The sequence below is a fragment of the Tateyamaria sp. genome, from assembly GCF_059783535.1.
Window position 1 is genome coordinate 12296 of sequence record NZ_JBYNDP010000018.1, and the last position, 25183, is coordinate 37478.

Genomic DNA, 25183 nt, shown 5'->3' on the forward strand with positions numbered 1-25183 from the left:
CTATTCTGGAACTCCTGTTTCGCAAGCTGCTTAACGCGACAATCTGAAAAAAAAGGGACGGTGTTTTGCACCGTCCCTTTTTTCTATTTTCGTATTTGGATTGCTTAGTCCAGCGTACGCGTAATCTCTTCACGCTCGAAGATTTCGATCACATCTTGTGGACGTATGTCGTCGTAGTTTTCGAATGCCATACCGCATTCCTGACCCGACTGAACCTCAGCGACCTCATCCTTGAAGCGTTTCAGCGTTTTCAACGTACCTTCGTGGATAACCACGTTGTCACGCAGCAAACGTACACCTGCGGATCGACGTGCCACACCTTCGGTAACCAGACACCCGGCAACCTTGCCGACTCCAGATACCTTGAAGACTTCCTTAATCTCGGCATAGCCGATGAAGTTTTCGCGGATCTCGGCGCTCAGCAGGCCGGAAGCGGCGGCTTTCACATCGTCCACAAGGTCATAGATGACCGAGTAGTAACGAATTTCGACACCCTTCTGGTTTGCGGTGTTCCGGGCGGATGCATTTGCACGCACATTGAAGCCCATAATCGGCGCTTGGCTGGCTTCAGCCAAACCGACATCGGTTTCGGTGATGGCACCAACACCCGAGTGCAATACGCGCACGCGGACCTCATCATTGCCGATTTTCTCCATTGCCTGAACGATAGCTTCGGCAGACCCCTGCACGTCCGCTTTGACCAGAATTGGCAATTCGCTGACATTCTCGTCCGCCTTGGCGTTCGCCATCAGCTGTTCGAGGGTCGTCGCCGCACCAGCCGCGGCACGCTTGTCCTTGGCTGCTTTCTCGCGATATTCGGCGATCTCACGCGCCTGCGCTTCGGTCTCTGTCACGTTCAGAACGTCGCCTGCTTCGGGCGTGCCGTTCAGGCCCAGAACCTCGACCGGCACCGACGGTCCAGCCTCTTTCACGCGCTCACCCTTGTCGTTGATCAGCGCGCGGACCTTACCGTACTGCTCACCCACAACAAAGATATCGCCCTGACGCAATGTCCCGGTTTGAACCAGAACGGTCGCGACCGGACCGCGGCCAACATCAAGCTGCGCTTCGATCACAGCACCTTGGGCGGCGCGATCAGGGTTGGCTTTCAGTTCGAGGATCTCAGCCTGAAGCGCGATCGCTTCCAGCAGTTCGTCAAGGCCTTGACCGGTGATGGCGGACACTTCAACATCCTGCACTTCACCGGACATCTTTTCGACGATGACCTCGTGCTGCAGCAAGTCGGTACGCACCTTGTCCGGGTTCGCCTCGGGCTTGTCGCACTTGTTGATCGCTACAATCATCGGCACTTCAGCGGCCTTGGCGTGGTTGATGGCCTCAATGGTCTGCGGCATCACAGCGTCATCCGCCGCGACCACCAGAACCACGATATCCGTCACCTGTGCACCGCGGGACCGCATCGATGTAAAGGCCGCGTGGCCCGGCGTATCCAGGAAGGACAGCACCGCGCCGCCATCGGTTTTCACCTGATAGGCACCGATATGCTGGGTAATGCCACCGGCCTCACCAGCAACAACCTTGGCATCGCGGATTGCGTCCAGAAGCGATGTCTTGCCGTGGTCAACGTGACCCATGATGGTGATCACGGGCGGACGACCTTGAAGATCCTCGTCCTTGTCTTCGACTTCCTTGATCACGTCTTCGACGTCGGCGTCGGATACACGTTGCACTTTGTGTCCGAACTCTTCGATGATGAGTTCAGCGGTATCCGCATCAATGGTCTGGTTCTGAGTGACCATCATGCCATTGTTCATCAACGCCTTGACCACGTCACCGACGCGTTCAGCCATGCGGTTCGCCAGCTCGGATACAACAATCGCTTCGGGCAGTTGCACTTCGCGCACAACCTTTTCACGCTCAACCGAACCGCCCATCGCTTTTTGACGCGCGCGTTCCTGTTTGCGTTTCATCGCAGCCATCGACCGCTGGCGACCGCCATCTCCCGACAGGGCCTGGTTCAGGGTCAGCTTGCCAGAACGGCGTCCGCCATCATCACCACGTCCCCGGTTGTTGGGGCGCTGGTCGCGATCACGATCCGTCTTGCGTGGCGTGGATGCAGGTTGTGCCTGACGCTGTGCGGGCTTCTGCGCCTCGGCCGGAGCCGCGGCAGCAGCCTGAGCGGCGGCAGCGGCTTCGGCCGCCTTGCGCTTCTCTTCTTCTTCCTTGGCCTTCAGGGCCTGCTCGCGCTCGCGCTCGGCCTGCTCCTTGGCTTCTGCTTCGGCACGGCGACGCTCACGTTCAGCCTCGCGCGCCTTTTCCTCGGCTTCGCGTTTCGCTGTCTCTTCGACCTCGCGTGCCTTGGCAGCTTGCACAGCCTTCAGGCGGCGCTCCATCTCGGCATCAGAAATACCAGCAGGGCGACGGCTTGGATCACCAGCAGAACCACCACCAGCGCCAGCAGGCTTTGCAGCACCCGGCTTGGGCACCACAACGCGCTTGCGTTTGGTTTCGACGACGACATTCTTGGTCCGCCCGTGGCTGAAACTCTGTTTCACATTGCCCGGACGCGCGCCGCTGCGCAGACCCAAAGTCTTCTTCCCGTCAGTATCGCTCATAAAGCTCGTCTATCCTTCCCGGCGGCCCTTGCCGCCGTCATATTCGCGCACGCCGCGTAAACGGTTGGCTTCCTCTACAACACGTTGCGTGAGTCCACCAGAGGCGAGCGCCCCATGTATCACAGTTTGACGGCCAAAGGCCAAACCCAGCTCATCTGCCGTCAGCCAGCCGATATACGTCCCGAAATGTGGCGTACTCAGCTTGGACTTCCCACGGCCGGATCCATCGACCGCCTGGACCAGAACCTGCGCCTCTTCCATCTGGAGCATGTTCTTGACCTTTTCATATCCCGCCACGGCACGTCCGCCCTTGCGGGACAATGCGATCAAATCGACCACGCGCCGCGCCAGCTGCCGCTCAACCTCATCGACCAGATCGTCTTGCACCTGCACGGGTTGCTTGGCGCCCCGTGCAAACAGTTTCTTCTTCACTGCCTTGTCCAAGGCCGACCGGTCCGCCGCAACATAAATACCACGACCAGGCAATTTGCCTGCAATGTCCGGCACGATCTGCGCATCCGGACCCACGACAAAGCGGATCAACCCATGCTTGGGTTGCACCTCGCCCGTGGCAATGCACTTGCGCTCCGGTCCATCCGACCGATCCTTTGAGACGCCACCGCGACCCATCAGGCCCACCCGAGGCCTGAGATCAGGCCTCAGCCTCCTCGGTTGCTTCTTCGCCGTCTTCTTCTGCAGCTTCAGCTTCCAACTCGGCGGGGTCAACCCAACCCAGCAGGATACGCGCTGTCATAACCAGTTGCTGTGCTTCTTCCAAAGACACGTCAAAGGGTTCCAGAACACCATCGTCCTTGTGGCGTTCGCCATCGACGGTTGTCCAGCCACCGGCCAGTTCCCAGTCTGCGCAAGTTGCAAAATCTTCGAGGGTTTTGACGTCGTCCTTGGCGAGCGCCTCTACCATTTGGGGTGTAAGCCCATCGAATTCAATAAGGCTGTCCTCAACGCCCAGCGCGCGGGCATTGTCGAGCGCTGCCTTGGCTTGGGCTTCAAGCACGTCGCGCGCACGGGCCTGCAATTCTTCGGCCGTGCCTTCGTCCACACCGTCGATGACCAGCAGTTCGTCCAACTCGACATACGCAACCTCTTCAAGGTTGGTGAACCCTTCGGACACCAACAGCTGAGCGAAGAATTCGTCCAAATCCAATGTGTCCATGAACAGCTTGGTGCGCTGTTCGAATTCGGCCTGACGGCGCGCCGATTCTTCGGCTTCGGTCATGATATCGATGTCGAGGTTTGTGAGCTGAGATGCCAGACGCACGTTCTGACCGCGACGACCAATGGCGAGCGACAGTTGCTCTTCGGGCACGACCACTTCGATCTTGCCGGCCTCTTCGTCCAGAACCACCTTGCTCACCTCGGCGGGCTGCAATGCGTTCACAAGGAAGGTTGGCTGATCTTCATTCCACGGAATGATGTCGATCTTTTCGCCCTGCAGCTCGTTCACAACCGCCTGCACGCGAGAGCCGCGCATACCGACACAGGCACCGACAGGGTCGATGGAGTTGTCATAGGAAATGACAGCGATCTTCGCGCGCGAACCGGGGTCGCGGGCCACCGCCTTGATCTCGATGATGCCGTCGTAAATCTCCGGCACTTCCATCTTGAACAGCTCTGCCATGAATTCCGGTGCGGTGCGGCTCAGGAAAATCTGTGGGCCACGCTGCTCGCGGCGCACATCCTTGATGTAGCAACGAATGCGATCATTCGGGCGATACGATTCGCGGCCGATCTTTTCGTTGCGGCGCAGGATCGCTTCGCCTGCACCCACATCAACGATGACGTTGCCATATTCTTCACGCTTGACCAGCGCATTAATGATAGTGCCTGCGCGATCTTTGAATTCTTCGTATTGACGGTCACGCTCAGCTTCGCGGACCTTTTGCAGAATCACCTGCTTGGCAGATTGCGCGGCGATGCGGCCCATCTCGACCGGGGGGACTTCCTCGACAAAGGTGTCACCAACTGCCGGATTCTCCATGTACTGCTTGGCCTGCTCAACCGTGAATTCGGCCTGGTAGTTTTCCAGCTCTTCTTCTTCGACCACGGTGCGGACGCGGGTAAAGGTCGCCTTGCCGGTCTTGCGATCGATGGACACACGAATGTCCATCTCGGCCCCGTAGCGGGACTTGGCCGCACGGGCGAGGGACTCTTCCATCGCCTCGACCACCAAACCGGGGTCGATCATCTTTTCGCGCGCAACGGCTTCTGCGGTCTGCAGCAGCTCAAGCTGGTTTGCGGATGTAATGGCCATCAGCGGTCCTCCTCTGACCCTTCGGTCTGAATCTCGTCAAAATTGTCTTCGTTCAACACGCCCGCGGCTTTGCGTTGGCGCAGCATTTCCTTGATCAGCTCATCCGTCAGGACCAGCTTGGCATCACTCAACCATTCGAACTTGAGGCCAATGGTGATCTCTTCGCCGTTCCCACCGCCGGGAACGTTGATCAGCACCTCATCATCCTCGACACCGGTCAGCACACCCTTGAAGCGGCGGCGGCCGTCAATCAGTTCATCGGTTTCCAGTTTCGCCTCGTAGCCTTCGAACATGTCGAAGTCCTTGAGGCGCGTCAGCGGGCGGTCAATGCCGGGCGACGACACTTCGAGTGTATAGGCATCCAATATAGGATCCTCGACATCCAAAGTCGCGCTGACTGCGGTCGAAATCGCGGCGCAATCATCGACCTCAATCCCACCATCGGGCTTGTCCGCCATGATCTGCAGCGTCGTTTCCTTGCCGCTCATCAGCCGAATGCGCACCAGCTCATAGCCCAGATCCTCGATCACCGGAGTGATGATCTCGGCCAATCTGCGGTCGATGGCTGCTTTGGCAATCAGGTCGTTGGTCATAGTGTCCAAGCACAAAAAAACGGGCGCGCGGCCCGTCGATGTTTCCCGGTGGAGCGTTGGGTTTGGACCCCAGCGCGCCGCTGTTGAAAGGCATATACGCATGAGGGGGTGAGTCTGCAAGCCCCATGCGATTTAGCTCAGGCCATCCACCATCGTTCCGCCATGCGCAGGTTGTCCAGTGGCCAGGATTTTCCGACTGTTACGGGCACGGTGACAGAGCGGCTTGCGATATGCGTCGGGGAATGAGTGTTGGGCAACGTCTGAAAATCACGTGGGTCGGCATAGTCATCCAAGAAGATCACGTCGGCCACATCCACCAACCCATCACGCAGCGCCTCACCTCGTACACTGTCCGCACTGAACTGCACGAACTCAACGCTGTCGAACCAACCCGCGTTCTGCTTCCAGTGGTTTTGCACCCGGGTGCCGATGAAGTGACGGCTGTCATCGAGCTTCTGAACTTCGTACATCCCAGTGCCCGCAGCACCGCGCACCTCGAATCCCGGTTGTGCCAACAGATAGGGCAAGCTGGGGTTGGGCGTGTCCAAAGTGATCTGAAGCGTCAGCGGGTCCAACACCTCAGACTCCCAGATCAATCCTGATACAGCCGACGCATCAAACGCGCTTCCATCGTGGAATGTCACACCTTCACGCAAATCGAATCGCCATACACGCGCCTCGGCATCCGACGACCATTCCGTCGCCAATTCGCCCCGCAACGTTCCATCGGCTGCAATTTCAGTCAGGTTATCAAAGACTGTCGCCGCGACGGCCTGATCGAACAACTCAGGCGACAAAGCCGCCCGCAACCGTCCACCTCGTCGCGGCAGCGCAGACGCACCTGTTGCCGTCAGCAACGCTGCGGCAGCACCGGAAGCAAAGAGCGCGCGACGGTCGATCCGGGTCATTTTCCTGCGATCCTGTCCATAGTGCGCACCAGTTCAGCCGAAATCCCCGGTTCAGACAAGGCATGACCGGCATTTCGGACCATTTTCAGCTCACCCATCGGCCAAGCCTGAGACAACGCATAAGCACTGTCCGGAGGGCAGATCATATCATAACGGCCCTGAACAATGGTGCCTGGAATATGTTTGATCCGACCTGCATGAGCGAGGATCTGGCCATCAAACTCCAGGAATCCGGCATTGGTGAAATAGTGATTCTCAAGCCGTGCAAAGGCGCGAGCATAATCTCCGGGGGCTTCACCCCCCGACCCGGAGGAATGGATCGAAGCCAGCGCATTCTCCCACGCTGACCACGCGCGGGCAAAGCGTGTTTCGAGCGCGACATCGCCGGAAAACAGTCGGCGGTGGTAGGCGCCAATCAGATCGCCACGTTCGTCTTCGGGGATCAGCCCTTCGAAGCGGGCCCAAACCTCGGGCCAGAACTTGCCTGCCCCGCCACCATAAAACCAGTCCAGCTCGGCTTGCGTCATCAGGAACACGCCCCGCAGAACCAGATTCCGCACGCGTGACGGGTGCGCTTCGGCATAAATCAGGGCGAGGGTTGCACCCCAACTGCCGCCAAAGACAATCCAGGCGTCAATGTCCAGCGTCCTTCGAATCATTTCGATGTCATCGACCAGATGCCAGGTCGTGTTGTTCATGACGGAGGCATGCGGACGGGACCGACCACAGCCGCGCTGATCAAACAGGACAATGCGGTAGTGTTCGGGGTCGAAGTACCGCCGCATCGCCGGACTGCACCCGCCACCGGGACCGCCGTGCAGAACGACAACAGGCACACCATCCGGATTGCCGCATTGCTCGACATAAATCCGGTGCCCCTGCCCAACTTCGAACATCCGTTGGTCGTAGGGGTCCATAGGCGGATACAGATATTGTACCGCGCGCTTTTGATCGCTGTGTTTGTCCATTACTGACCTACATAGGGCTTGAGAGCCACATGAGCATACGGAGACGCAAATGCAAACGCATCAAACCACCGTTGACCCATCGGAAATCGCAAAATTCGAGGCGATGGCAGCGGAATGGTGGGATCCGAACGGGAAATTCAAGCCGCTGCACATGCTGAATCCGTGCCGTTTGGACTATATCACCACCCAAATTGCCACGGAGTTTGATCGAGAACTGACCGCGCCAAAGGCGTTCGAAGGGCTGCGGCTTCTGGATATTGGTTGTGGTGGCGGGCTTTTGTCAGAGCCGATGGCGCGGCTTGGTGCCGATGTGGTGGGCGCCGATGCGGCGGAACGAAACATTCCGGTGGCCAAGGTTCACGCAGAACAATCCGGCCTGACGATCGACTATCGCCACACGACGGCCGAGGATATGGCTGCCGCTGGTGAGCAGTTCGACGTTGTTCTGAATATGGAAGTGGTCGAACACGTCGCAGACCCCCTCAGCTATCTGACCGCCTGCCGTCAGCTTTTGAAGCCGGGCGGGCTGCATATCTGCTCGACCATCAATCGGAATCCAAAATCCTATCTGATGGCAATCATCGGAGCCGAACATGTGATGCGCTGGCTGCCCAAGGGTACACATGAGTGGAACAAGTTCATTACCCCCGATGAACTGTTTGATCTGATGCGGAACGCGGGCCTCGACCCCGTGGACCGCAAGGGGTTCATCTTCAATCCACTGACGTGGGGTTGGAAACTATCGGACACCGATCTGAGCGTGAACTACGTCACGGCCAGTCTTAATCCGGCTTAGGCTTGTTAGACATCTGCTCGCGCAGCTGGCGCAGGATGGGTAGCGTGGCACGTACGCTGTCCTCGCCCAGCTTGTCGATAACCTCGCCTACCATGGGAGCGATCGCGCTTAGCGCTTGATCACGGGCGCGACGTCCCGCGGGACTGATGGCGATCATCTTGCGGCGCGCATCATCCCAATCAGGTCTAATATGAATGTAGCCGGCCCATTCCAAACGGCTCAGCGTGTTGGTCATGGCCCCACGGGTGACATTGAATGTTTCAGCCAGTTGCGCCGGGCTGCGTTCGCCTTCGTGCCAAGCCAGATGATTCAACACGGAAAAATGGGAAATCTCCATTCCCTTGGGCAACACGCGGCTTAGGCGGTTGCGAACCATCTGGTCCGCCGCCAACACCTCGCTGAACAGCGAAATCGCAAGTGCGTGTTTTTCTGTGCTCATGCGCCATCAGGGGCCCTCGAACGAACGCGCGTTGTCCCGTGAAGGGATACGGCGGCGGGCCTCGGCCACCTTTTCCAAGTCCAGATCAAAGACATAAATGCCGGGCGCTGTGCCTGCGTCAAGTATGACCTCGCCCCACGGATCGACAACCAGACTGTGCCCATAGGTGTCCCGGGTCTTGTGAAGCGCGCTGGAATGCGTGCCTGTCTGGGCGGGTGCGATCACCCAAGCCCCACCTTCGATCGCGCGCGCCCGCAACAAGCTGTGCCAATGGGCCGCACCAGTGACGGGCGAAAAAGCCGCCGGAAAGGTCAGAATGTGTGCCCCCGCCGTAACCAGGGCATCCGCCAATCTGGGAAAGCGCATATCGTAGCAAATGGCCATGCCCACGGCGCCAAAGTCGGCCTTGGCCAATACAGCGCGGGTGCCAGGTTGGTATCCTGCCGACTCTTGGAACGTCTCTGTATTGTTGATCACGACATCGAACATATGAATCTTGTCGTAGTGCGCGATGATGTCCCCGCGGGGACAAATCAGGAAAGAGCGGTTTAACAACCGTTTGTCTTCCGTATCGCTCTTAAGCCCGAGCGATCCGATTAGAATGTGTACACCGTTTTGCTTGGCCAGATCACGTAGTGCGGCAAGGGTCGGATCGTCATCCTGATGGTGCAGAACATCATGCTGATGCATGCGGCTTGTGCTGACGCAGTTCGTGACCTCCGGCGTCAGGATGAACTCGGCACCCATATCAACAGCCTGCTGCACCATCTGAACGGTCCGGGGCAGGTTTGCCACCGGATCGTCAGATACATTCAGCTGCAGCAACGCCGTTTTCATTTATGCGGCAAGCAACGGATCAAGCTTGCCTTCACGCTCAAGCGCATAGAGATCGTCGCAGCCACCGACGTGAGTGTCGCCGATAAAGATCTGCGGCACTGTCCTGCCGCCATTGGCGCGTTGGATCATCTCAGCCTTGCGCTTTGGCTGGGCCAGTACATTCACTTCTGAAAAGGTCACGCCTTTTTCTTTAAGCAAGCGTTTGGCCGCGTGGCAAAAGCCGCACAGAGGCGATGTATAGATTTCGACAGCTTTCATGGCGCAAGTCCTTTTGGCGCAAATATCAGGTTGCGGCGTATTTAGGCATCTTTCGCAACCCGCGCCAGTACAGCCACGCACACCTCTGTTGCACCTGCCGCACGGCAGGCTTCGGCACAGGCAACGAGCGTTGCGCCCGTTGTCATGACATCATCGACCAGAATAACACGCCGATTGACGATGCGATGTCGACGGCGCGGCGTGACCCGGATCGCGCCATCAAGGATATCGGCACGCTCAGCCTTGGTTTTTCCATCAAGTGATGGCGTGCGACGCGGACGTTCGAGCAGATCGGCACACGCCTCATGTCCAGTCATCGACGACAGGTGTGCTGCAATCAGAGCAGACTGGTTGTAGCGGCGCTTGACCAACCGCATCCAATGCAGCGGCACCGGTGCAATGAGCGCATTGTCGGCGGCCATGTCGGCCACGGCTTGCCGCATCCATCCCGCTGCAGGCTTGGCGATTTCCTGTCGATCCCCATGCTTGAGTTGCAGAACCAGCTTGCGGCCCATTCCGGTGTAAATCAGCGCCGCACGTCCATGTTTCCAGGGCTTTGGAGCGCGCAGGCAGGTGTCGCAATGCACCACTTCATCCTGTGAGGAACCCGGCAAAGGCATGCTGCAACTGTCACACACCGTGCCCCCAACAAAGGCGGTTTGACCCCAGCAGGCACCGCATAGCCCAAAGTCACTGTCCACCATCTCTCCGCACCCGAGGCAACGCGGCGGATAGATCGCGGTGAGTGCGGTTTGTAAAAGCCCCATGCCTGTCCTACCTATGCCGCCATGATGCAGCCCGCTCCATTGACCGATTTACAGGCGTTGACCCGCAATCGTGCCCGCGCCGATGCCTCTGCCCTTTTCCTGCAAGAGGCAGCGCGGGATGAGGTCGAGGATCGTGTGGCGATGGTTAACAAATCCTTTTCATCAGCCGGAATCGTGGCCGCATTTCCAGACATGTGGCAGGGACGCCTGGGCGCGGCACAGGTTGTCGAAGAGGCCGAGACACTGCCCTTTTCACAGGGTGCACACGATTTGTTGATCCATAGCCTTGGCTTGCATTGGGCAAATGATCCCGTTGGTCAGCTGATTCAATGCCGCCGCGCCTTGCGGCCTGATGGGCTATTGCTGGCCGTGGCTTTGGGTGGGCAAACCTTGCACGAGTTGCGATCTTGTCTTGCTGAGGCCGAGATTGCCGAAACCGGGGGCCTGTCCCCACGTGTCGCGCCGATGGCAGAGGTGCGCGATCTGGGCGCTCTCTTGCAAAGGGCTGGATTGGCCTTGCCGGTGGCAGACACCGTTCCACTGCGCGCACAGTACCAATCCATGTGGCACCTGATGCGTGACTTGCGCGCCATGGGCGAAAACAATGCACTGAACGCGCGGCCTCGCATTCCAATTCGACCCAGTATTCTGAAACGTGCGGCCGACATCTACTCAACGACGTTCCCAGGGGACGACCATGGAATTGTGGCAAGCTTCGAACTGATCGTTCTGACCGGATGGGCGCCCGATGAAAGTCAGCAGAAACCACTCCGTCCCGGATCGGCACAGGCGCGTTTGGCGGACGCACTTCGCACGGACGAAACGTCGCTGCCAGATTGACCTGTAAGTAAAACCGTTTATCTGAGGCCCATTGCAGACCAGGATATGACCCAGATGCTTGATACCAGCAAAACCGCGACCCGCCCAACCCACGCGGCGGACGATCACCCGGCAATCCCGCCGGCGCGTGTGGGCATCCTGCTGGCCAACCTTGGGACGCCAGACAATTACGACTACTGGTCGATGCGCCGCTATCTGGGTGAATTCCTGTCGGACAAGCGTGTCATCGACTACTCACCTTGGATCTGGCAGCCACTGCTGCAATTGATCATTCTGACCAAGCGTCCTTTTTCGTCAGGTGCCGCATACAAGTCGATCTGGAACGAAGACGCAGGCGAAAGCCCCCTGATGACCATCACCAAGGACCAGACCGCCAAGATCAAAGACGCCATGCATGCGCAGTACGGCGATCAGGTCATGGTCGATTTCTGCATGCGTTATGGAAATCCATCGACCAAATCCAAGGTGCGCGAGATGGTGGAGGCGGGGTGTCAGAAGATCCTGTTCTTCCCATTGTACCCACACTATGCCGGCGCCACCTCAGCCACTGCAAACGACCAGTTCTTTCGTGCGCTGATGGAGGAAAAGTGGCAGCCGACCACGCGCACAGTCCAGCCTTACTTTGAGCATCCAAAGTATATCGAAGCGCTGGCCCAATCCATTGAGCGTGCCTATGGCAATTTGGATACGCGTCCGGACATTCTGGTGTGTAGCTATCACGGCGTGCCACTGCGCTACTTGATGGAGGGCGATCCGTATCATTGCCAGTGCCAGAAGACGACACGCCTGTTGAAAGAGCGGCTTGGCTGGAGTGATACCGAGATTACAACAACCTTCCAGTCAAAGTTCGGGCCGGAAGAGTGGCTGAAGCCTTACACTGTAGAAGAAGTGGCGCGGCTTGCCGAAGCTGGAAAAAAGAACATCGCCGTATGTGCGCCTGCATTCTCGGCGGATTGCATCGAAACGCTTGAAGAAATCAATGAAGAGATCAAGGAAAGCTTCGAAGAGGCTGGTGGGGAAACGTTTACCTACATCCCATGCCTGAACGATGACGATGCGCACGTTGATGCACTGAGCGCGGTAATCCAGGAAAACCTACGCGGTTGGCTGGACTAGTTTTCCGGCATCTTAACGAAAAAAGGCGGCTCGTGATGAGCCGCCTTTTTAATAGTATGAATCCGTCAATTAGTCGGAAACAGCCGCCGCGACGAGAATCAGAAGCAGCAGGGGCAGAACGATGCCGCCCGAGGAGCTTTGCGTCTCTTCAACGATTACAGGTGCTTCGATGACAGGCTCGGCAGGTGCGCCAGCAAATGCGGTCGAAGCAGCAGCAGTCAGAGCAGCAGCGAGAACGAGTTTTTTCATATTAACCTCCAGTTACGCGCACCAACAACTATCGTTGGAACGCACCCAAGACTTACCTCGTGAGTCTCTGTAAACAGCAATACCGGGCGATTGCAAACCGTGTTTCAAGCACTTAGCTGCCGATCCGCCGCAATGTCGTCAAATTAGCAACACTTGCGTTCCGACATTCGCCATTTCGTACAGCTCTTCGATATGTTCGTTGTACAAACCGATACATCCATTCGAAGATTTGCGACCAATCTTGCGCGTATCGTGGGTGCCATGAATCCTGTAGTAGGTCCAACTCAGGTGCAATGAACGCGTACCAAGAGGGTTCTGCGGACCGGGACCAATATAGTCCGGCCACTCCGGATTCCGCTTCTTCATGGACGGCGTTGGACGCCAATCCGGTTTCGGATCTTTCAGGATTACGCGAGTACGACCGCGACGGGTCAGGTCTTCGGTCAGTGGCACACTGGAAGGATAGAGTTTGTAGATTGTCTGCTCTTCGTTCCAGTAGTGCACTGCACGGCTGTCGATATCGACCAGGATCGCGCCGTTGCGCAGATTGTCGAAATAGGGTTGCCAGTCCAGCGAACGGAAGCTGGAAATATTGCGCCGCGCGGACAGTGTCGGGTCGCGTGAGGCCTGACCCGCGGGAATGTTCTGCGCCAGCGCAGGAGCGCCAATCAACGCGGCGGAGCCGGCTAAAAAAGCACGCCGACTTGGTGTGTTAAACGATTTCTTGGACATTGAATGCCTCTCCGGTGGTGTAATCCTGCCAATCGGCGGAAGAATATTGCCTGAAAGTCGCAGTCGCAAATCAAACAGATGTCATCACGCAGCATCACGCCGATGTGGGTTTGTAATGCAACGTTCAAGCCGCTATCGAGTTAAAAACAACAAAGATGATGTGCAGGAACAATGCGAATTTTCTCGGTCCTTCTGGTCGCTCTTCTTACTCTCGCGGCGTGTGCAACACCCGACGCACCGACGCTGGATGATGATGGGCGTGCGGCGCCCAAACTGTATCGTATCCGCAGCGGGGATACGGCCAAGCTCCAGTTCCGTATGCTGGATTCAGTCAATGCATTGCGCAGCTCACAGGGTGCTGCTCCGGTTGAACTTGATCCTCAGTTGAATGCTGCGGCCGCGACGCACTCTCGGGATATGTCTTTGCAGAACCGCCCGTGGCACTTCGGGTCTGATGGCTCATCCCCAATCGATCGTTTGCAGCGCGTGGGCTACACAGGAAGCCTTATCGGCGAAAACATCTCGGAAACATACGAGACTGAGCTTGAAACCCTGGCCGCGTGGATGGAGCAGCCCGACACGCGCCGCACCATCCTATCCCCGCAGGCACGCGACATGGGGTTCGCCTGGTTCCAGGAAAAAAATGGCAAGATTTGGTGGACCATGGTGATGGGCAACCCCGCCAACACGCCCCTGATCCCTGCAGCAAACCCATCTGCGTCGCGGTTGGTACCGCCTGATCCAGAGGAAACGGCAATTGGCGAAACAGATGAAGACACTGTGATCATCACGACGCCAGCGACTTAGGGCCCTCTACGGATTGATCTGGATGGGGGTGCCGTTGCGCACCATAGCATAGACATCTTCCATCTCTCGGTTTGGAACCGCGATACAACCCCACGTCCAATCACTGCGTTTCCGTTTGAACGGGCTGGACTCACCGTGAATAAAGATGTCGCCCCCGGGTGGCTTGCCCAATGCCGCCGCTTCCGCCCGGTCCAGTGCGTTCGGGTATGAAATACCCAGGGACAAATGAAACTGGCTGTTCGGATTGCGTCGATCAATTAGGTACGCACCCTCGGGCGTACGGCCATCGCCTTCAAAGAACTTGTCCCCGATGGGTGCAAATCCAAGGTCGATCTCATAGTCCTTAAGCACTTTGTCATCGTGCAGAAGGTACATGCGTCGCGCTTCCTTATTCACCACGATGTAGGTGACGTCAGGCCCGCTATATGTTCGAAACTTGCTGCGAGAAGAACAGGCACCCAGCGTCATGGCTGCGGCCCCGCCCATCATCAGATGTCTGCGCTTCATGAATGTTCTGTCCCAATAGGTTGTTTTTTTGTATTTGCCCGGAAATTACCACGGTTTACATCAGCGCGCCTAGCAAGATTTAGCCGGTAGAGATCACCAGAACGTGATCACTTGTCCTTCAGCTGCGCCTCTATCGCGTCCAGACGCTTCAGAACTTCGTCCCGGTAGCTATCCGTTGCCGCATTGCTTTCCTCCGCATGCGCATCCTGCATCGAATTGACGATCAGACCGACCAGAAGGTTCACCACGGCAAAAGTCGTAACCATGATGAATGGAACAAAGAACATCCAGGCGTAGGGATACACCTCCATCACCGGGCGGACGATGCCCATGGACCACGATTCAAGGGTCATGATCTGAAATAGGGAATACGCACTCAGGCCGAGATCACCGAACCAGTCGGGAAAGCTAGTGGAGAATAGCTTGGTTGCCATCACGGCACCAATGTAGAAGATCAACGCCATCAACAGAAACACGCTGCCCATGCCGGGCAGGGCGGTCACGAACCCTTCGACCACGCGCCGCAAGCTGGGGGCGACGGAAATGACGCGCAACACGCGCAGGATACGCAGCGCGCGCAAAACAGACAGTCCGCCTGCATTGGGCACCAAAGCAACCCCAACAATCACAAAGTCGAACACATTCCATCCATTACGGAAAAACCGGCCGCGGTAGGCGATCAGCTTGGCGATGATCTCGACGGTGAAGATGCTCAGGCATGCCTTGTCGATGGCCACGATCAACCCGCCCGCGACCGACATGGCTGTCTCTGATGTCTCAAGCCCAAGTGTTATGGCGTTCAGGATGATGATCGCGATAATTGTGTTCGTAACACGCGGGCTTTCCAGCCAGCGGGCAAGGGCGGTGCGGTCCATATGTGCTCTCCTTCACGCGGCGATATGGGCCAAACGGAAGGCACCGACAAGTTCCACATGTGCCGACCAGCGGAACTGGTCCACCGGCTGCACCCAATCCAGCACATATCCCGCATTGCACAACGTTTCAGCATCACGCGCAAAGGTTTGTGGGTTGCAGGAAACGTGCGCAATCACTGGAACTTGCGCCGCGGCCAGCTCTGCAATCTGCGCAGCAGCACCAGCACGCGGCGGGTCGATCACGACGGCATCAAATCGTGCCAATTCATCCGGTAGCAACGGGCGACGAAACAAATCTCGGGTTTCGGTGACGATCCGTTTCAGCCCATGTGCCTGCCGCCAACCCATGTCGAGGGCATTCATCATTTCTGATGACCCTTCCACCGCATGCACTTCGGCGCCGTCCGCCAGCGGCAGGGCAAAGGTTCCACAACCTGCGAAAAGATCCAGAACGGACTTGGCCTGACCAACGATGTCATTGACCAGATCCACCAGGGTATTCTGCCCATGCTCCGTGGCTTGGAGAAATGAGCCGGGCGGCGGAACCACCTGAGCCTTTCCCATCCGTTGCGCGGGAGGAACACGCATACCGATCAACTCGTCGTCCCAAGTTAGCCGGGCCAGACGATACTGTTCGCAGAGGGCTGCCAGTGCGATACGCAGCGGGCCGTCCAGCGGCTTGCCCCCTATCACCGCCACGTCCAACCCTTCCAGACTGTTTGTCACCGTGACCGCAAGCGCTGCCTTACGACTGGCCCCAACCAAGGCAAGGTCTTCGGACAATTTCAAGCCGCCAAGCACGGAAGGCGTGACAAGGATGCACTCTGGAACGGGAATGATGGCATCTGATTTGCGAGCATGGAACCCGGCCATGGCCCCCTTCTTGGTCCGACGTGCGGCGAAAACTGCGCGGCGTCGGGAACGGTCAGGCGAAGTTATTGTTGGTCGAACATCAGTCTCTAAACTGTGCTTTTTGAGTGTCGAGACCACGATATCACGCTTCCAGTCAGCTACGAGCTGATCGCTTGCATGCTGCATCTGACAGCCACCACAGGATCGGAAATGGGGGCAGGGCGGCGACACGCGATCAGGTGACGGCTTTTCAATCCGCGGCTCTGTCAGATGTGTGCCATCCAATGTCCCGCTTACCAATTCACCCGGTAAGGCGAGCGGCACAAAGATCGGTCCGGACGCGATGCCATCGCCCTGATGACCAAGTCGTTCAATCGTCACAGTTGTCATGTGCCGTGGCCTAACCGGACCTGCCCGCTTGCAAAAGCCCTATTCAGCAGCACGCGTGCTGATAAAGCCGCCGGACTGGCGCTGCCAATACCGGGCATACAGCCCGCCCTTGGCCAGCAAGGTGTCATGCGGTCCCTCTTCAACAATGCGCCCCTCATCCATGACAATGATCCGGTCCATTTCTGTCAATGTCGACAGGCGGTGGGCAATGGCCAGAACAGTCTTGCCCTCCATCACGCGGGACAGCGCTGACTGTATCGATGCCTCAACTTCGCTATCAAGCGCACTTGTCGCTTCGTCCAGCACCAGGATCGGCGCATCCTTCAGGATGGCCCGAGCCAAAGCGATGCGCTGGCGCTGACCGCCAGAGAGCTTCACACCGCGCTCACCAAGGTGAGCATCGTAGCCGGTGCGTCCCTTGTGGTCCTGCAAATCTAGGATGAAGTCATGCGCCTCTGCCTTCTTGGCGGCCGCGATCATGTCTTCTTCGGTTGCGTCAGGGCGGCCATACAGAATATTTTCACGCGCGGATCGATTGAACATGGCCGTTTCCTGCGTGACCATGCCGATATTGTGCCGCAGGCTGTCCTGGGTCACGTGGCTGATGTCATTCTCATCGATCAGAACTTGGCCTTCTTCCCCTTCGTAGAGACGCAAGAGAAGCGATACGAGTGTGGATTTGCCTGCGCCTGAGGCACCCACAATTCCGACCTTTTCACCGGCTGCAATGCGCATGTTGATATCGGTGATCCCACCTGCTTCCCGCCCGTAGGAAAAACCAAGATGATCAAAGCGGATTTCGCCCTGAACGTCCGTGAGTGGTTGAGCGTTGGGCGCATCTTGCACGCGGGCACGGGGCGTCAGGGTGCGCATCCCATCCTCGACCTCGCCCACGTTGGAATAGATCGCCATGAGGGTGAAACTGACCCATCCAGTCATCTGCGCAATACGGATCGCGATGGCACCCGATGCGACGATATCGCCGGGAGTCGCGATCCCTTGCCGCCACATCAGGATCGTGCCGCCCAACAGAAATACGGGCAACAGACCCGCGAGCGTCATAAGGGCAAATCGGAACCCTGCGGACAAGATACCAAAGTCCACCGCAGTTTTGCGGAACCGACCCATGGCATCCAAAGCGGCCTGATCTTCGTGTTCATCGTGGGCGAACAGTTTGACCGTCTTGATGTTGGTAATGGTGTCCACGACCTGCCCCGACACCATGGCGCGCGCCGACGCCCGTGCAGCAGACCGCTTGCGCACACGCGGAAGGTACCACCGGATCAAAGAGAAGTAGGCGACCAGCCAGATGGCAAAGCCAATTGCAACTCGCCAATCAATTGCAAGAAGCAACACGATGGAGCCGACCAAGGACGCGAGCGCGAAGGCCACCACGTTGATGAATTCCGATACGATATCCGTTACTGCACGCGCGGCCTGCATCTGTTTTTGCGCGATGCGGCCTGCGAAATCGTCATCAAAGAACGTTACAGACTGGCCCAACGTCCAACGATGAAGGCGCGACAGAACCAAAGGGTTCACATTCGGCTGCACAATGATCGCATTTGTGGCCGCACTGAGCCCGAACAGGATTGGCCGGGCGATCAGGAAAAAGGCCAGTGCACCCGCCACAAGACCAATGTTAGAGACTGAAAAGAACCCGTCAGTCCCCAATTCGACGGTTGCATCGATCACCATGCCAAGGATCAGCGCTGTACCCGCCTCTAGCGCGCCAGCAGCAGCTGAACAAAGGGCAGCCAGCCAAAGGGCTGGCCACGCCCCCGACACACACCAGCGGAGGAAGGGCCACAGCGTTTGCGGTGGTGGCCCTTCTGCCCGTCTGAACGCTTCTATCCAGTTTGAAATCTTCACTCTGCCGCCTCGGTCGCGAGGAACCCGCCTGATTGGCGCGCCCAGAGGTCAGCATATAGCCCGCCCCTGGCCAAAAGCGCGTCATGCGACCCGTCTTCGACGATTTTCCCCTCATCCAGGACCAGGATACGATCCATTTCAGCAATGGTGGACAGGCGGTGCGCAATCGCAATCACCGTCTTGCCCTCCATCATCTGGTAGAGCGTGTCCTGAATCGCGGCCTCAACCTCGCTGTCGAGCGCGCTTGTCGCCTCGTCGAGCACAAGGATCGGTGCGTTCTTGAGGATGATGCGGGCCAAGGTGATGCGTTGACGCTGACCACCGGACAATTTCACACCTCGCTCGCCAACTTGCGCATCATATCCTTTGCGCCCCTCAGGGTCGGCAAGATCCAGGATGAAGTCATGCGCCTGCGCCTGGCGGGCAGCTTCCAGCATCTCCTCCTCCGTCGCGTCGAGGCGTCCGTAGAGGATATTGTCTCGCACCGAGCGGTGCAGAAGCGAACTGTCCTGCTGCACCATGCCGATGTTCAGGCGTAAGCTGTCCTGGGTCACCTTGGCGATGTCCTGCCCGTCGATGGTGATATGCCCATCTTCGGCATCGTAGAAACGCAAAAGCAACTTCACGAGCGTCGACTTGCCTGCACCGGATCGCCCAACCAATCCGACCTTTTCACCGGGGTGAATGACTGTCGAGACCGCTTGCAACCCACCGCTGCCGCGCCCGTAGTGGTGCGTCAACCGGTGCAAGGCAATCTCGCCTCGTGTCAGCTCAAGCGACTTGGCATCAGGCGTGTCCACGAGGGTAACGGGCTGGGCAATCGTCTCCATCCCCTCGGAAATGATACCCAGGTTCTGAACCAAAGATGTCATGGCCCACATGATCCAATAGGTCATGTTGTTAAGCCGCAGCGCGATGGTCAGGGCGGCGGCCACCATCCCCTCGGTCGTGAACCCGCCAATCCACAACCAGATCGCGAGCGCACCCATCGACACAATCATCGTGGCGTTCAGGACCGTCAGGCACACATCCATTTTCACGACGATGCGCATCTCTTTCATGAATGTTTGGCGCGCATTCTCAATAGCATCTTTGGCGTAGTCGACCTCGCGATCATGATGAGCAAACATCTTGACCGAGTGGATGTTGGAATAGCTGTCGACAACCCGACCGGTGATCGCGCTGCGCGCATCCGAACTGGCCTTGGCCGCAGGGCCTGCACGGCGGATGACCCAGCGCAACAAAAGCAGATACCCCACAATCCAAAAGATCAGCGGCAGCGCCAGCCACAGATCGAAGCTGATCAAAAGGATGACCGCACCAACCACAGAGGTTGCAAAGAATGACCCGGCATCAAGCACTTGGAACATCGCCTCGCCCGTGGCGGGTGGCGTTTGCATGATGCGGTTGGCGATGCGTCCGGCAAAATCATCCTCGAACCAGCCAACAGACTGGCGCAGAACGTGGCGGTGCGACCGCCAGCGGATCAGCGTGCCAAGGTTGGGCAAAAGCGTGTTGTGCAACAGCGCCACATCGACAAAACCCATGACGGTTCGCAGCACCAGAACCCATAGCGCGACAAGTGTGAACTCAAGACCATATTCCGGAATGATCATTTCCGGCGTGCCCTGTGCAAGCAGGTCCACGATCCGGGCCACATACCAGATCAGCAGTATTTCCCCGAATGCCACCACCGTGCTGAAGACAAAGGTGATTGCGATCACCGCCCGGAACGGCCTCAGATACTCGCGCAGAAACGGCCACAGCTTGGTCGGCGGCGTGTCGTTTTCAGCGTAGGGAAGATAAGGATCGACGAGCGATTCAAAGAACTTGAACATGACGGGTTCCGTAGAATTTTAATGCAATAGGCATGTGACACGGGCAATGGCCCGGTGCGTCACGAAGGACAGTCAGCGACGATCAGGCGTCGTTCCAGATTCCTAGTACCATCTTGCACTCCATCAGGTTCCCACATGACATAGCGTCAGGACTGTAAATTGTCACGGGTGCAGCAAGTCATCTTTTGTTTTTGACAAGTTGGAGTCGAGCCAGGCCTGCTTCAACGTCTTGAGTTCGGCGCCCAGCGCCGGGCCGCTGAGATGTGGTAAATCACTGGCGTTAATCGGAAAAACAGCACTCGCACCAGTGGAAATATCATCAATTTGTGCAGTCGCAATTGGCGCATTTTCATAGGCGGACCGAAGCAGAAACGCACCTCGCCCGGCGTCCACCCCACCCATCTGACCAAGAACCTTAGGGCCGCCGACTGTCGCAGACAGAGCGAGGATCGAATCGAGATGGCGCTGATCGCGTCGCGACAACCGCAGGCGGTCCTCAACGTCGTGACCACCCAACGCTGCCAAGCGTGCAATAGGATCAATCGGCGCATCAACTATCTGCTCCAAATGAACCAACGGCCCAATGTAGGTGGGGTCAGCGCCAGGTAAGATCTGCGCCAAAACACCGGTCTGTTGCATGATTGACAATGCCGGAGCCGGATTGCCAGCGCCAAGCAGTTTCAACATCTCGGATCCAACCCGTTCAGCCGAAAGGCTTTGCAGACCGTCCAGGTTTTCGGCGATGCCTGCCAGCGCATCGGCATCCCAGGCAGCATCTGCTGGGGCGTATTGCGCGCTGAACCGAAAGAAGCGAAGGGTGCGCAAGTAATCCTCGCGAATGCGCTGCCCTGCATCTTCGATGAACCGAACGCGACCAGCACGCGCATCCTGCATACCATGAACTGGATCAACCACCTGACCATGCCGGTCCGCGTATAATGCGTTCATAGTAAAATCGCGTCTGCGTGCATCGGCCGCCATGTCGGTTGAGAATGCGATGACTGCTCGCCGCCCGTCTGTCTCAACATCCCGGCGGAATGTTGTCACTTCGAATGGCTGATCCTTAACCACCACCGTGATTGTGCCGTGGTCGATACCCGTGGGGATGGCCCGAAACCCGGCTTTTTTGGACAGTTCCATAACCTGATCCGGCACGGCATCCGTTGCGATATCGATGTCCGAGATTGGAACGCCCATCACCGCATTACGCACACAGCCACCAACGAAATAGGCGCGGTGGCCGCCATTTTCCAAAGCAACACAAAGCGATTGCGCAGCGGGATCGTTCAGGAAATCCGTTTCCCGGTCTAACTGTGTGGCAGAAGGTCCGTCCATGCCCGCAATATACGCGCGGTTGCGCCCCAGATGTAATAGGGCCCGTAAGGGACTGTGTAGTACATGCGCTTTTGACCGCGCCAACGGCGGGCTTCGACGATGTAATTCTCGGGTGTCAGCACGTGGGCCAAAGGAACGCGAAACACCTCGGACACTTCGCCAACTTCCGGTTTGACGTCGAACTCGTCCTTCACAAAGGCAACGACCGGGGTCACGTTGAACGATGTCACCGTTTCATGTGGGGCAAATGTGCCAAGCACATCCACGTTACGATCCAGCAACCCAATCTCTTCACGCGCTTCCCGAAGTGCGGTTTCAATCAGGTCCCGATCACTTTCGTCACGTTTGCCCCCGGGGAAGGAGATCTGCCCCGGATGATGCTTCAAAGCCGAAGAGCGCTTGGTCAGGATCAACTCATATCCGTTTCGCCCTTCAATGATCGGGGCCAGAACAGCCGCAGGGCGCAACTTTCGACCGGGCGGCAATGCAATACCCTTGTTCAGATCGAAATCCGAAGATGCGGCGCCTGAGTGCTCAAGCGCCGCACGTGTCTGATCAAGAAGATCAGGCACCGTCCTGGGTTTCCGCTTCGAATCCCACTGTGGCCGGGTCCAGATCGTAGTGCGCGCCGCAGAATTGGCAGTCTGCGGTGACGCGACCGTCTTCCGTTGTCATCTTCTCGATATCCCGTGCCGAGTAGATGGAGAGGCTTTGGCGCACGCGATCCTCTGAGCAGGTGCATCCGAACCGGACAGGTTGCGTGTCAAAGACGCGTGGGGTTTCCTCATGGAATAGGCGCAGAAGAAGATCGTTGGGCGCCAGTTGCGGACCAATCAACTCCATCTCCTCGACAGTATCCAACAGGATATTCACACGGCTCCAGTTCTCGGACTCATCGCCTTCGAGCAGATCTTCAGATCGCAGTACATCACCATTTCCTTCGGAGGTCGCGGCAAACGGCGAAGCCTTGGGCATGTGCTGCAGCATGACGCCGCCTGCGCGCCAGTGTTCAGGCGCACCCGGTTCCGTCGACTTGCCAAAGCTCAACTGGAAGCGGGTTGGCAACTGTTCGGATTGGGCAAAATACGTCTCGGCACAGGATGCAAGTGATCCGCCGTCCAACGGCGTGATTCCCTGATAGGGCGTCATCCCGGTGCCTTGGTCGATCATGATTGCAAAATAGCCCTCACCCACCTGGTCGAAGGGGGCGCTATCCGTCAACCGGTCGCGGTCAAAGCTGGCATAGGCGCGGATACGTGCAATGTCGCCTTCCTTCTCGGGCCCATAGTAGTCAGTTGCGATCATGCGAACCGGTCCCTTGGACTGGACCTGCAACGACAGTTTCCAACGCAGCTTGATCGTCTGGCCGATCAATGCGGTCAGCAAAGCCATCTCTGCGACCAGCGCTTCGACCTGTGCGGGGTAATCATGTTGTTTCAGGATGCCATCCAACACTCCGTCCAGACGCGCAACACGTCCGCGAATGTCGGAAGCATCAAGTTGGAATGGCAGGACGGTATCGTCCCACGCGAGTTGCGAACCGAGTGTCATTGGGGTTTCCTTTGGCGCCAGTCATTGGCATATCGCGACTATATAAGGCAGAGAGCAAAAACTGAAAGGGGGGCGCATGATCCGACGATTTGGCCAGCAGCCCGACCCGAAGCACAGGTACACGATCAGGCCTGGCGCCTACGCCATCCTGCCACGCGGCCCATCGCTTTTGTTGACTTTGCAGAGTACCCCTGAGCGAGAGTTCCAGTTGCCAGGCGGCGGCATTGATCCGGGCGAAAGTGCCATACAGGCCCTGCATCGCGAGGTGTATGAAGAAACCGGGTGGCGCATTGCATCACCTCGCAGGTTGGGCGCCTTTCGGCGGTTCACCTTCATGCCGGAATACGACCTGTGGGCCGAAAAGATCTGCCATGTTTTCGTCGCGCGCCCCGTCATGCGACTATGCGATCCTATCGAGCCGGATCACACCGTCGCGTGGATGGCGCCGGAAATTGCGATGGATGCAGTCTATAACGACGGAGACCGGATGTTCCTGAAACGCTACTTCGGCTGATCCGGGCCCCGATATTCGAATAATATCCCGGATACATCGTCTGGGAATGTCGCGTCGCCAGCAAATTCAGTGAGACGCCAAAGCAATGCTTCGAAAAATGCGGGTCCTGTTATGTCTGACAGGTCCCGCATCATATCTTCGAGGCCTGACTCTTGCAGCATCTCACCATCGTGCCGTGGACATTCGGTAACACCGTCGGACAAGAGCAAGATACGATCACCGGGATGCAATTGGGTTTTGAACTGCGTGAATGAGATTCCTGACATCAACCCAACGGGAAAACCGCCAGGCCCATCCTGTTCAATGGACCCGTCGTGTCGTTGTACCGCAGGATGCGGATGACCGGCCTGCGCCATGCGAACATGACCCGTGTTCAAATCTACATCGGCCAGAAGGAGTGTAAAATAGTGCTCAGTCTCCATCTCATCGAGGACAAGATCGTTAAGTGTCTCAATCACATCTTCCGGCGGCAAAAACGCATATGTTCCATCATCACACCGTTGCAAGGCAACGTTCTGATCGGGCGCGGCCGCAGACAGGTAGCCTGCGAGTCGGGCCGTCATCAGGGCGGAACTGATCCCATGCCCGGATACATCAATCGAGAACAGGCCCAGATGCCCCACCTGAGCAGGAAAAAATCCGACAAGATCACCACCAACGTGACCGCTGGACCGCAACATCAGACTCAAATCGCCTGTTTCAAACGATTTGTACCGTTCGCGTACAAGCGACTGCTGAAGCTTCTTGGCCTCTTGCAAATCACTGTCGAGCGAATCGTACACACGTTGCAGTTCATCCAGCGTGTCGGTGATCAGCCGGTTCTTTTCCGTCAGCTCACGCTGCATATTCAGAATGCGCTCACCCGCCGCGATCCGCGCCCGCAGCTCATTTGCATCAACTGGCTTCGTGACGAAATCATCGGCACCCGCCTCAAGACCCATCGCGATCTCGGCTTTCTCGCTCTTCGACGTTAGAAGGATGAAGTAACCGTATCTGTCCTGGCTCAGCTTTCGGAATGCATCGCAGAATTCCAGCCCGTTCATGCCCGGCATCATCCAATCGCTCAGCACCAGATCGGGAAGCGTGTGCTTGCAAATCTCAATCGCTTCTTCGGCTGATCCCGCCTCGTGAACCTCGAATCCCCAGCGTTTGACCGAACTGGACAGAATCTTGCGTTGCAAACGACTGTCATCAACGATCAACACCCGCTGGGGCGCCTCGGTATCATCGGGTGCAGGAGGCACCTCCTGCTGGATCAACTCAACGTTCATTTGCTGTGTATTCCAACTGC

26 protein-coding genes and 1 pseudogene are annotated in these 25183 nt (G+C 57.5%); 5 read left to right on the forward strand and 22 right to left on the reverse strand.

The window, feature by feature from the left end:
- Nucleotides 1-104 precede the first annotated feature (104 nt).
- The 6 genes from infB to pip all read right to left on the reverse strand — a co-directional run bounded on the left by infB (nt 105) and on the right by pip (nt 7317).
- Entirely contained in the window at nt 105-2576 is a 2472-nt protein-coding gene (gene infB / locus AC6RA8_RS05855) for a translation initiation factor IF-2 (RefSeq protein WP_500351187.1), read from the reverse strand.
- Between the two features lie 9 nt (nt 2577-2585).
- Nucleotides 2586-3206 (reverse strand): RNA-binding protein, encoded by a 621-nt coding sequence (locus AC6RA8_RS05860; protein ID WP_500351188.1) that lies wholly within the window; start codon nt 3204-3206, stop codon nt 2586-2588.
- Nucleotides 3207-3228: 22 nt separating this feature from the next.
- A complete protein-coding gene (gene nusA, locus AC6RA8_RS05865) occupies nt 3229-4848 on the reverse strand; it encodes a transcription termination factor NusA (RefSeq protein ID WP_500351189.1) in 1620 nt (539 codons plus the stop codon).
- Nucleotides 4848-5441: a ribosome maturation factor RimP gene (gene rimP / locus AC6RA8_RS05870; protein ID WP_500351190.1), complete on the reverse strand. Its 594-nt coding sequence runs from the start codon at nt 5439-5441 to the stop codon at nt 4848-4850. Before rimP ends, nusA begins: the two co-directional genes overlap by 1 nt.
- Before the next feature lie 137 nt (nt 5442-5578).
- Nucleotides 5579-6349 (reverse strand): ABC transporter substrate-binding protein, encoded by a 771-nt coding sequence (locus tag AC6RA8_RS05875; protein WP_500351191.1) that lies wholly within the window; start codon nt 6347-6349, stop codon nt 5579-5581.
- Nucleotides 6346-7317, reverse strand: a complete 972-nt coding sequence (gene pip / locus AC6RA8_RS05880) for a prolyl aminopeptidase (RefSeq protein WP_500351193.1) — start codon at nt 7315-7317, stop codon at nt 6346-6348. The genes AC6RA8_RS05875 and pip overlap by 4 nt, the downstream gene beginning before the upstream one ends.
- 49 nt (nt 7318-7366) lie before the next feature.
- Here pip and ubiG point away from each other — a divergent pair, with 49 nt between their 5' ends.
- On the forward strand, nt 7367-8113 hold the full coding sequence (gene ubiG / locus AC6RA8_RS05885; RefSeq protein WP_500351195.1) for a bifunctional 2-polyprenyl-6-hydroxyphenol methylase/3-demethylubiquinol 3-O-methyltransferase UbiG: 747 nt from the start codon (nt 7367-7369) through the stop codon (nt 8111-8113).
- On the opposite strand, the gene AC6RA8_RS05890 is transcribed toward ubiG, so the two are convergent.
- The 5 genes and pseudogenes from AC6RA8_RS05890 to AC6RA8_RS05910 all read right to left on the reverse strand — a co-directional run.
- Nucleotides 8100-8552 (reverse strand): MarR family winged helix-turn-helix transcriptional regulator, encoded by a 453-nt coding sequence (locus AC6RA8_RS05890; protein WP_500351197.1) that lies wholly within the window; start codon nt 8550-8552, stop codon nt 8100-8102. The two genes, ubiG and AC6RA8_RS05890, sit on opposite strands and share 14 nt — an antisense overlap.
- A gap of 6 nt (nt 8553-8558) precedes the next feature.
- The gene (locus AC6RA8_RS05895) at nt 8559-9389 is read right to left on the reverse strand and encodes a carbon-nitrogen hydrolase family protein (RefSeq protein ID WP_500351198.1); all 831 of its coding nucleotides are present in this window, start codon (nt 9387-9389) and stop codon (nt 8559-8561) included.
- Nucleotides 9390-9647 (reverse strand): glutaredoxin 3, encoded by a 258-nt coding sequence (grxC, locus tag AC6RA8_RS05900; RefSeq protein ID WP_500351200.1) that lies wholly within the window; start codon nt 9645-9647, stop codon nt 9390-9392.
- Nucleotides 9648-9688: 41 nt separating this feature from the next.
- Entirely contained in the window at nt 9689-10162 is a 474-nt protein-coding gene (locus AC6RA8_RS05905) for a ComF family protein (protein ID WP_500351234.1), read from the reverse strand.
- Between the two features lie 63 nt (nt 10163-10225).
- Nucleotides 10226-10414, reverse strand: a pseudogene (locus AC6RA8_RS05910) (double zinc ribbon domain-containing protein); the annotation flags it as partial.
- Nucleotides 10415-10435: 21 nt separating this feature from the next.
- On the opposite strand from AC6RA8_RS05910, the gene AC6RA8_RS05915 reads away from it, so the two are divergent.
- Nucleotides 10436-11254 carry a methyltransferase domain-containing protein gene (locus AC6RA8_RS05915; RefSeq protein WP_500351202.1) on the forward strand — a complete coding sequence of 273 codons (819 nt, stop codon included), beginning with the start codon at nt 10436-10438 and terminating at the stop codon, nt 11252-11254.
- A 54-nt stretch (nt 11255-11308) separates the two neighbouring features.
- Complete coding sequence (hemH, locus tag AC6RA8_RS05920; protein WP_500351203.1) at nt 11309-12370, forward strand: ferrochelatase; 1062 nt, start codon at nt 11309-11311, stop codon at nt 12368-12370.
- Nucleotides 12371-12439: 69 nt separating this feature from the next.
- On the opposite strand, the gene AC6RA8_RS05925 is transcribed toward hemH, so the two are convergent.
- The gene (locus AC6RA8_RS05925) at nt 12440-12619 is read right to left on the reverse strand and encodes a hypothetical protein (RefSeq protein WP_299203229.1); all 180 of its coding nucleotides are present in this window, start codon (nt 12617-12619) and stop codon (nt 12440-12442) included.
- Between the two features lie 138 nt (nt 12620-12757).
- Nucleotides 12758-13351 (reverse strand): L,D-transpeptidase, encoded by a 594-nt coding sequence (locus AC6RA8_RS05930; protein ID WP_500351205.1) that lies wholly within the window; start codon nt 13349-13351, stop codon nt 12758-12760.
- Between the two features lie 171 nt (nt 13352-13522).
- Between AC6RA8_RS05930 and dalA the strand changes: the two genes are divergently transcribed.
- On the forward strand, nt 13523-14158 hold the full coding sequence (gene dalA / locus AC6RA8_RS05935; RefSeq protein WP_500351206.1) for a divisome-associated lipoprotein DalA: 636 nt from the start codon (nt 13523-13525) through the stop codon (nt 14156-14158).
- Nucleotides 14159-14164: 6 nt separating this feature from the next.
- Here dalA and AC6RA8_RS05940 read toward each other — a convergent pair whose 3' ends face one another.
- From AC6RA8_RS05940 to hslO, 8 genes are all read right to left on the reverse strand, one after another.
- Nucleotides 14165-14665 carry a L,D-transpeptidase family protein gene (locus AC6RA8_RS05940; RefSeq protein WP_500351208.1) on the reverse strand — a complete coding sequence of 167 codons (501 nt, stop codon included), beginning with the start codon at nt 14663-14665 and terminating at the stop codon, nt 14165-14167.
- Between the two features lie 107 nt (nt 14666-14772).
- Nucleotides 14773-15540: an ion transporter gene (locus tag AC6RA8_RS05945; protein WP_500351209.1), complete on the reverse strand. Its 768-nt coding sequence runs from the start codon at nt 15538-15540 to the stop codon at nt 14773-14775.
- Nucleotides 15541-15552: 12 nt separating this feature from the next.
- Complete coding sequence (locus tag AC6RA8_RS05950) at nt 15553-16782, reverse strand: class I SAM-dependent RNA methyltransferase (RefSeq protein ID WP_500351210.1); 1230 nt, start codon at nt 16780-16782, stop codon at nt 15553-15555.
- A 39-nt stretch (nt 16783-16821) separates the two neighbouring features.
- On the reverse strand, nt 16822-18654 hold the full coding sequence (locus AC6RA8_RS05955) for an ABC transporter ATP-binding protein (protein WP_500351211.1): 1833 nt from the start codon (nt 18652-18654) through the stop codon (nt 16822-16824).
- Nucleotides 18651-20492 carry an ABC transporter ATP-binding protein gene (locus tag AC6RA8_RS05960; protein WP_500351213.1) on the reverse strand — a complete coding sequence of 614 codons (1842 nt, stop codon included), beginning with the start codon at nt 20490-20492 and terminating at the stop codon, nt 18651-18653. The genes AC6RA8_RS05955 and AC6RA8_RS05960 overlap by 4 nt, the downstream gene beginning before the upstream one ends.
- Before the next feature lie 162 nt (nt 20493-20654).
- Entirely contained in the window at nt 20655-21827 is a 1173-nt protein-coding gene (locus AC6RA8_RS05965) for a CCA tRNA nucleotidyltransferase (protein ID WP_500351214.1), read from the reverse strand.
- Entirely contained in the window at nt 21800-22399 is a 600-nt protein-coding gene (locus AC6RA8_RS05970) for a CoA pyrophosphatase (protein WP_500351216.1), read from the reverse strand. Before AC6RA8_RS05970 ends, AC6RA8_RS05965 begins: the two co-directional genes overlap by 28 nt.
- Nucleotides 22392-23378, reverse strand: coding sequence for an Hsp33 family molecular chaperone HslO (gene hslO, locus AC6RA8_RS05975; RefSeq protein ID WP_500351217.1), 987 nt, complete (start codon nt 23376-23378; stop codon nt 22392-22394). The genes AC6RA8_RS05970 and hslO overlap by 8 nt, the downstream gene beginning before the upstream one ends.
- 76 nt (nt 23379-23454) lie before the next feature.
- Here hslO and AC6RA8_RS05980 point away from each other — a divergent pair, with 76 nt between their 5' ends.
- On the forward strand, nt 23455-23892 hold the full coding sequence (locus AC6RA8_RS05980) for an NUDIX hydrolase (RefSeq protein ID WP_500351219.1): 438 nt from the start codon (nt 23455-23457) through the stop codon (nt 23890-23892).
- On the opposite strand, the gene AC6RA8_RS05985 is transcribed toward AC6RA8_RS05980, so the two are convergent.
- Entirely contained in the window at nt 23880-25163 is a 1284-nt protein-coding gene (locus tag AC6RA8_RS05985; RefSeq protein ID WP_500351221.1) for a PP2C family protein-serine/threonine phosphatase, read from the reverse strand. The two genes, AC6RA8_RS05980 and AC6RA8_RS05985, sit on opposite strands and share 13 nt — an antisense overlap.
- Nucleotides 25164-25183 lie beyond the last annotated feature (20 nt).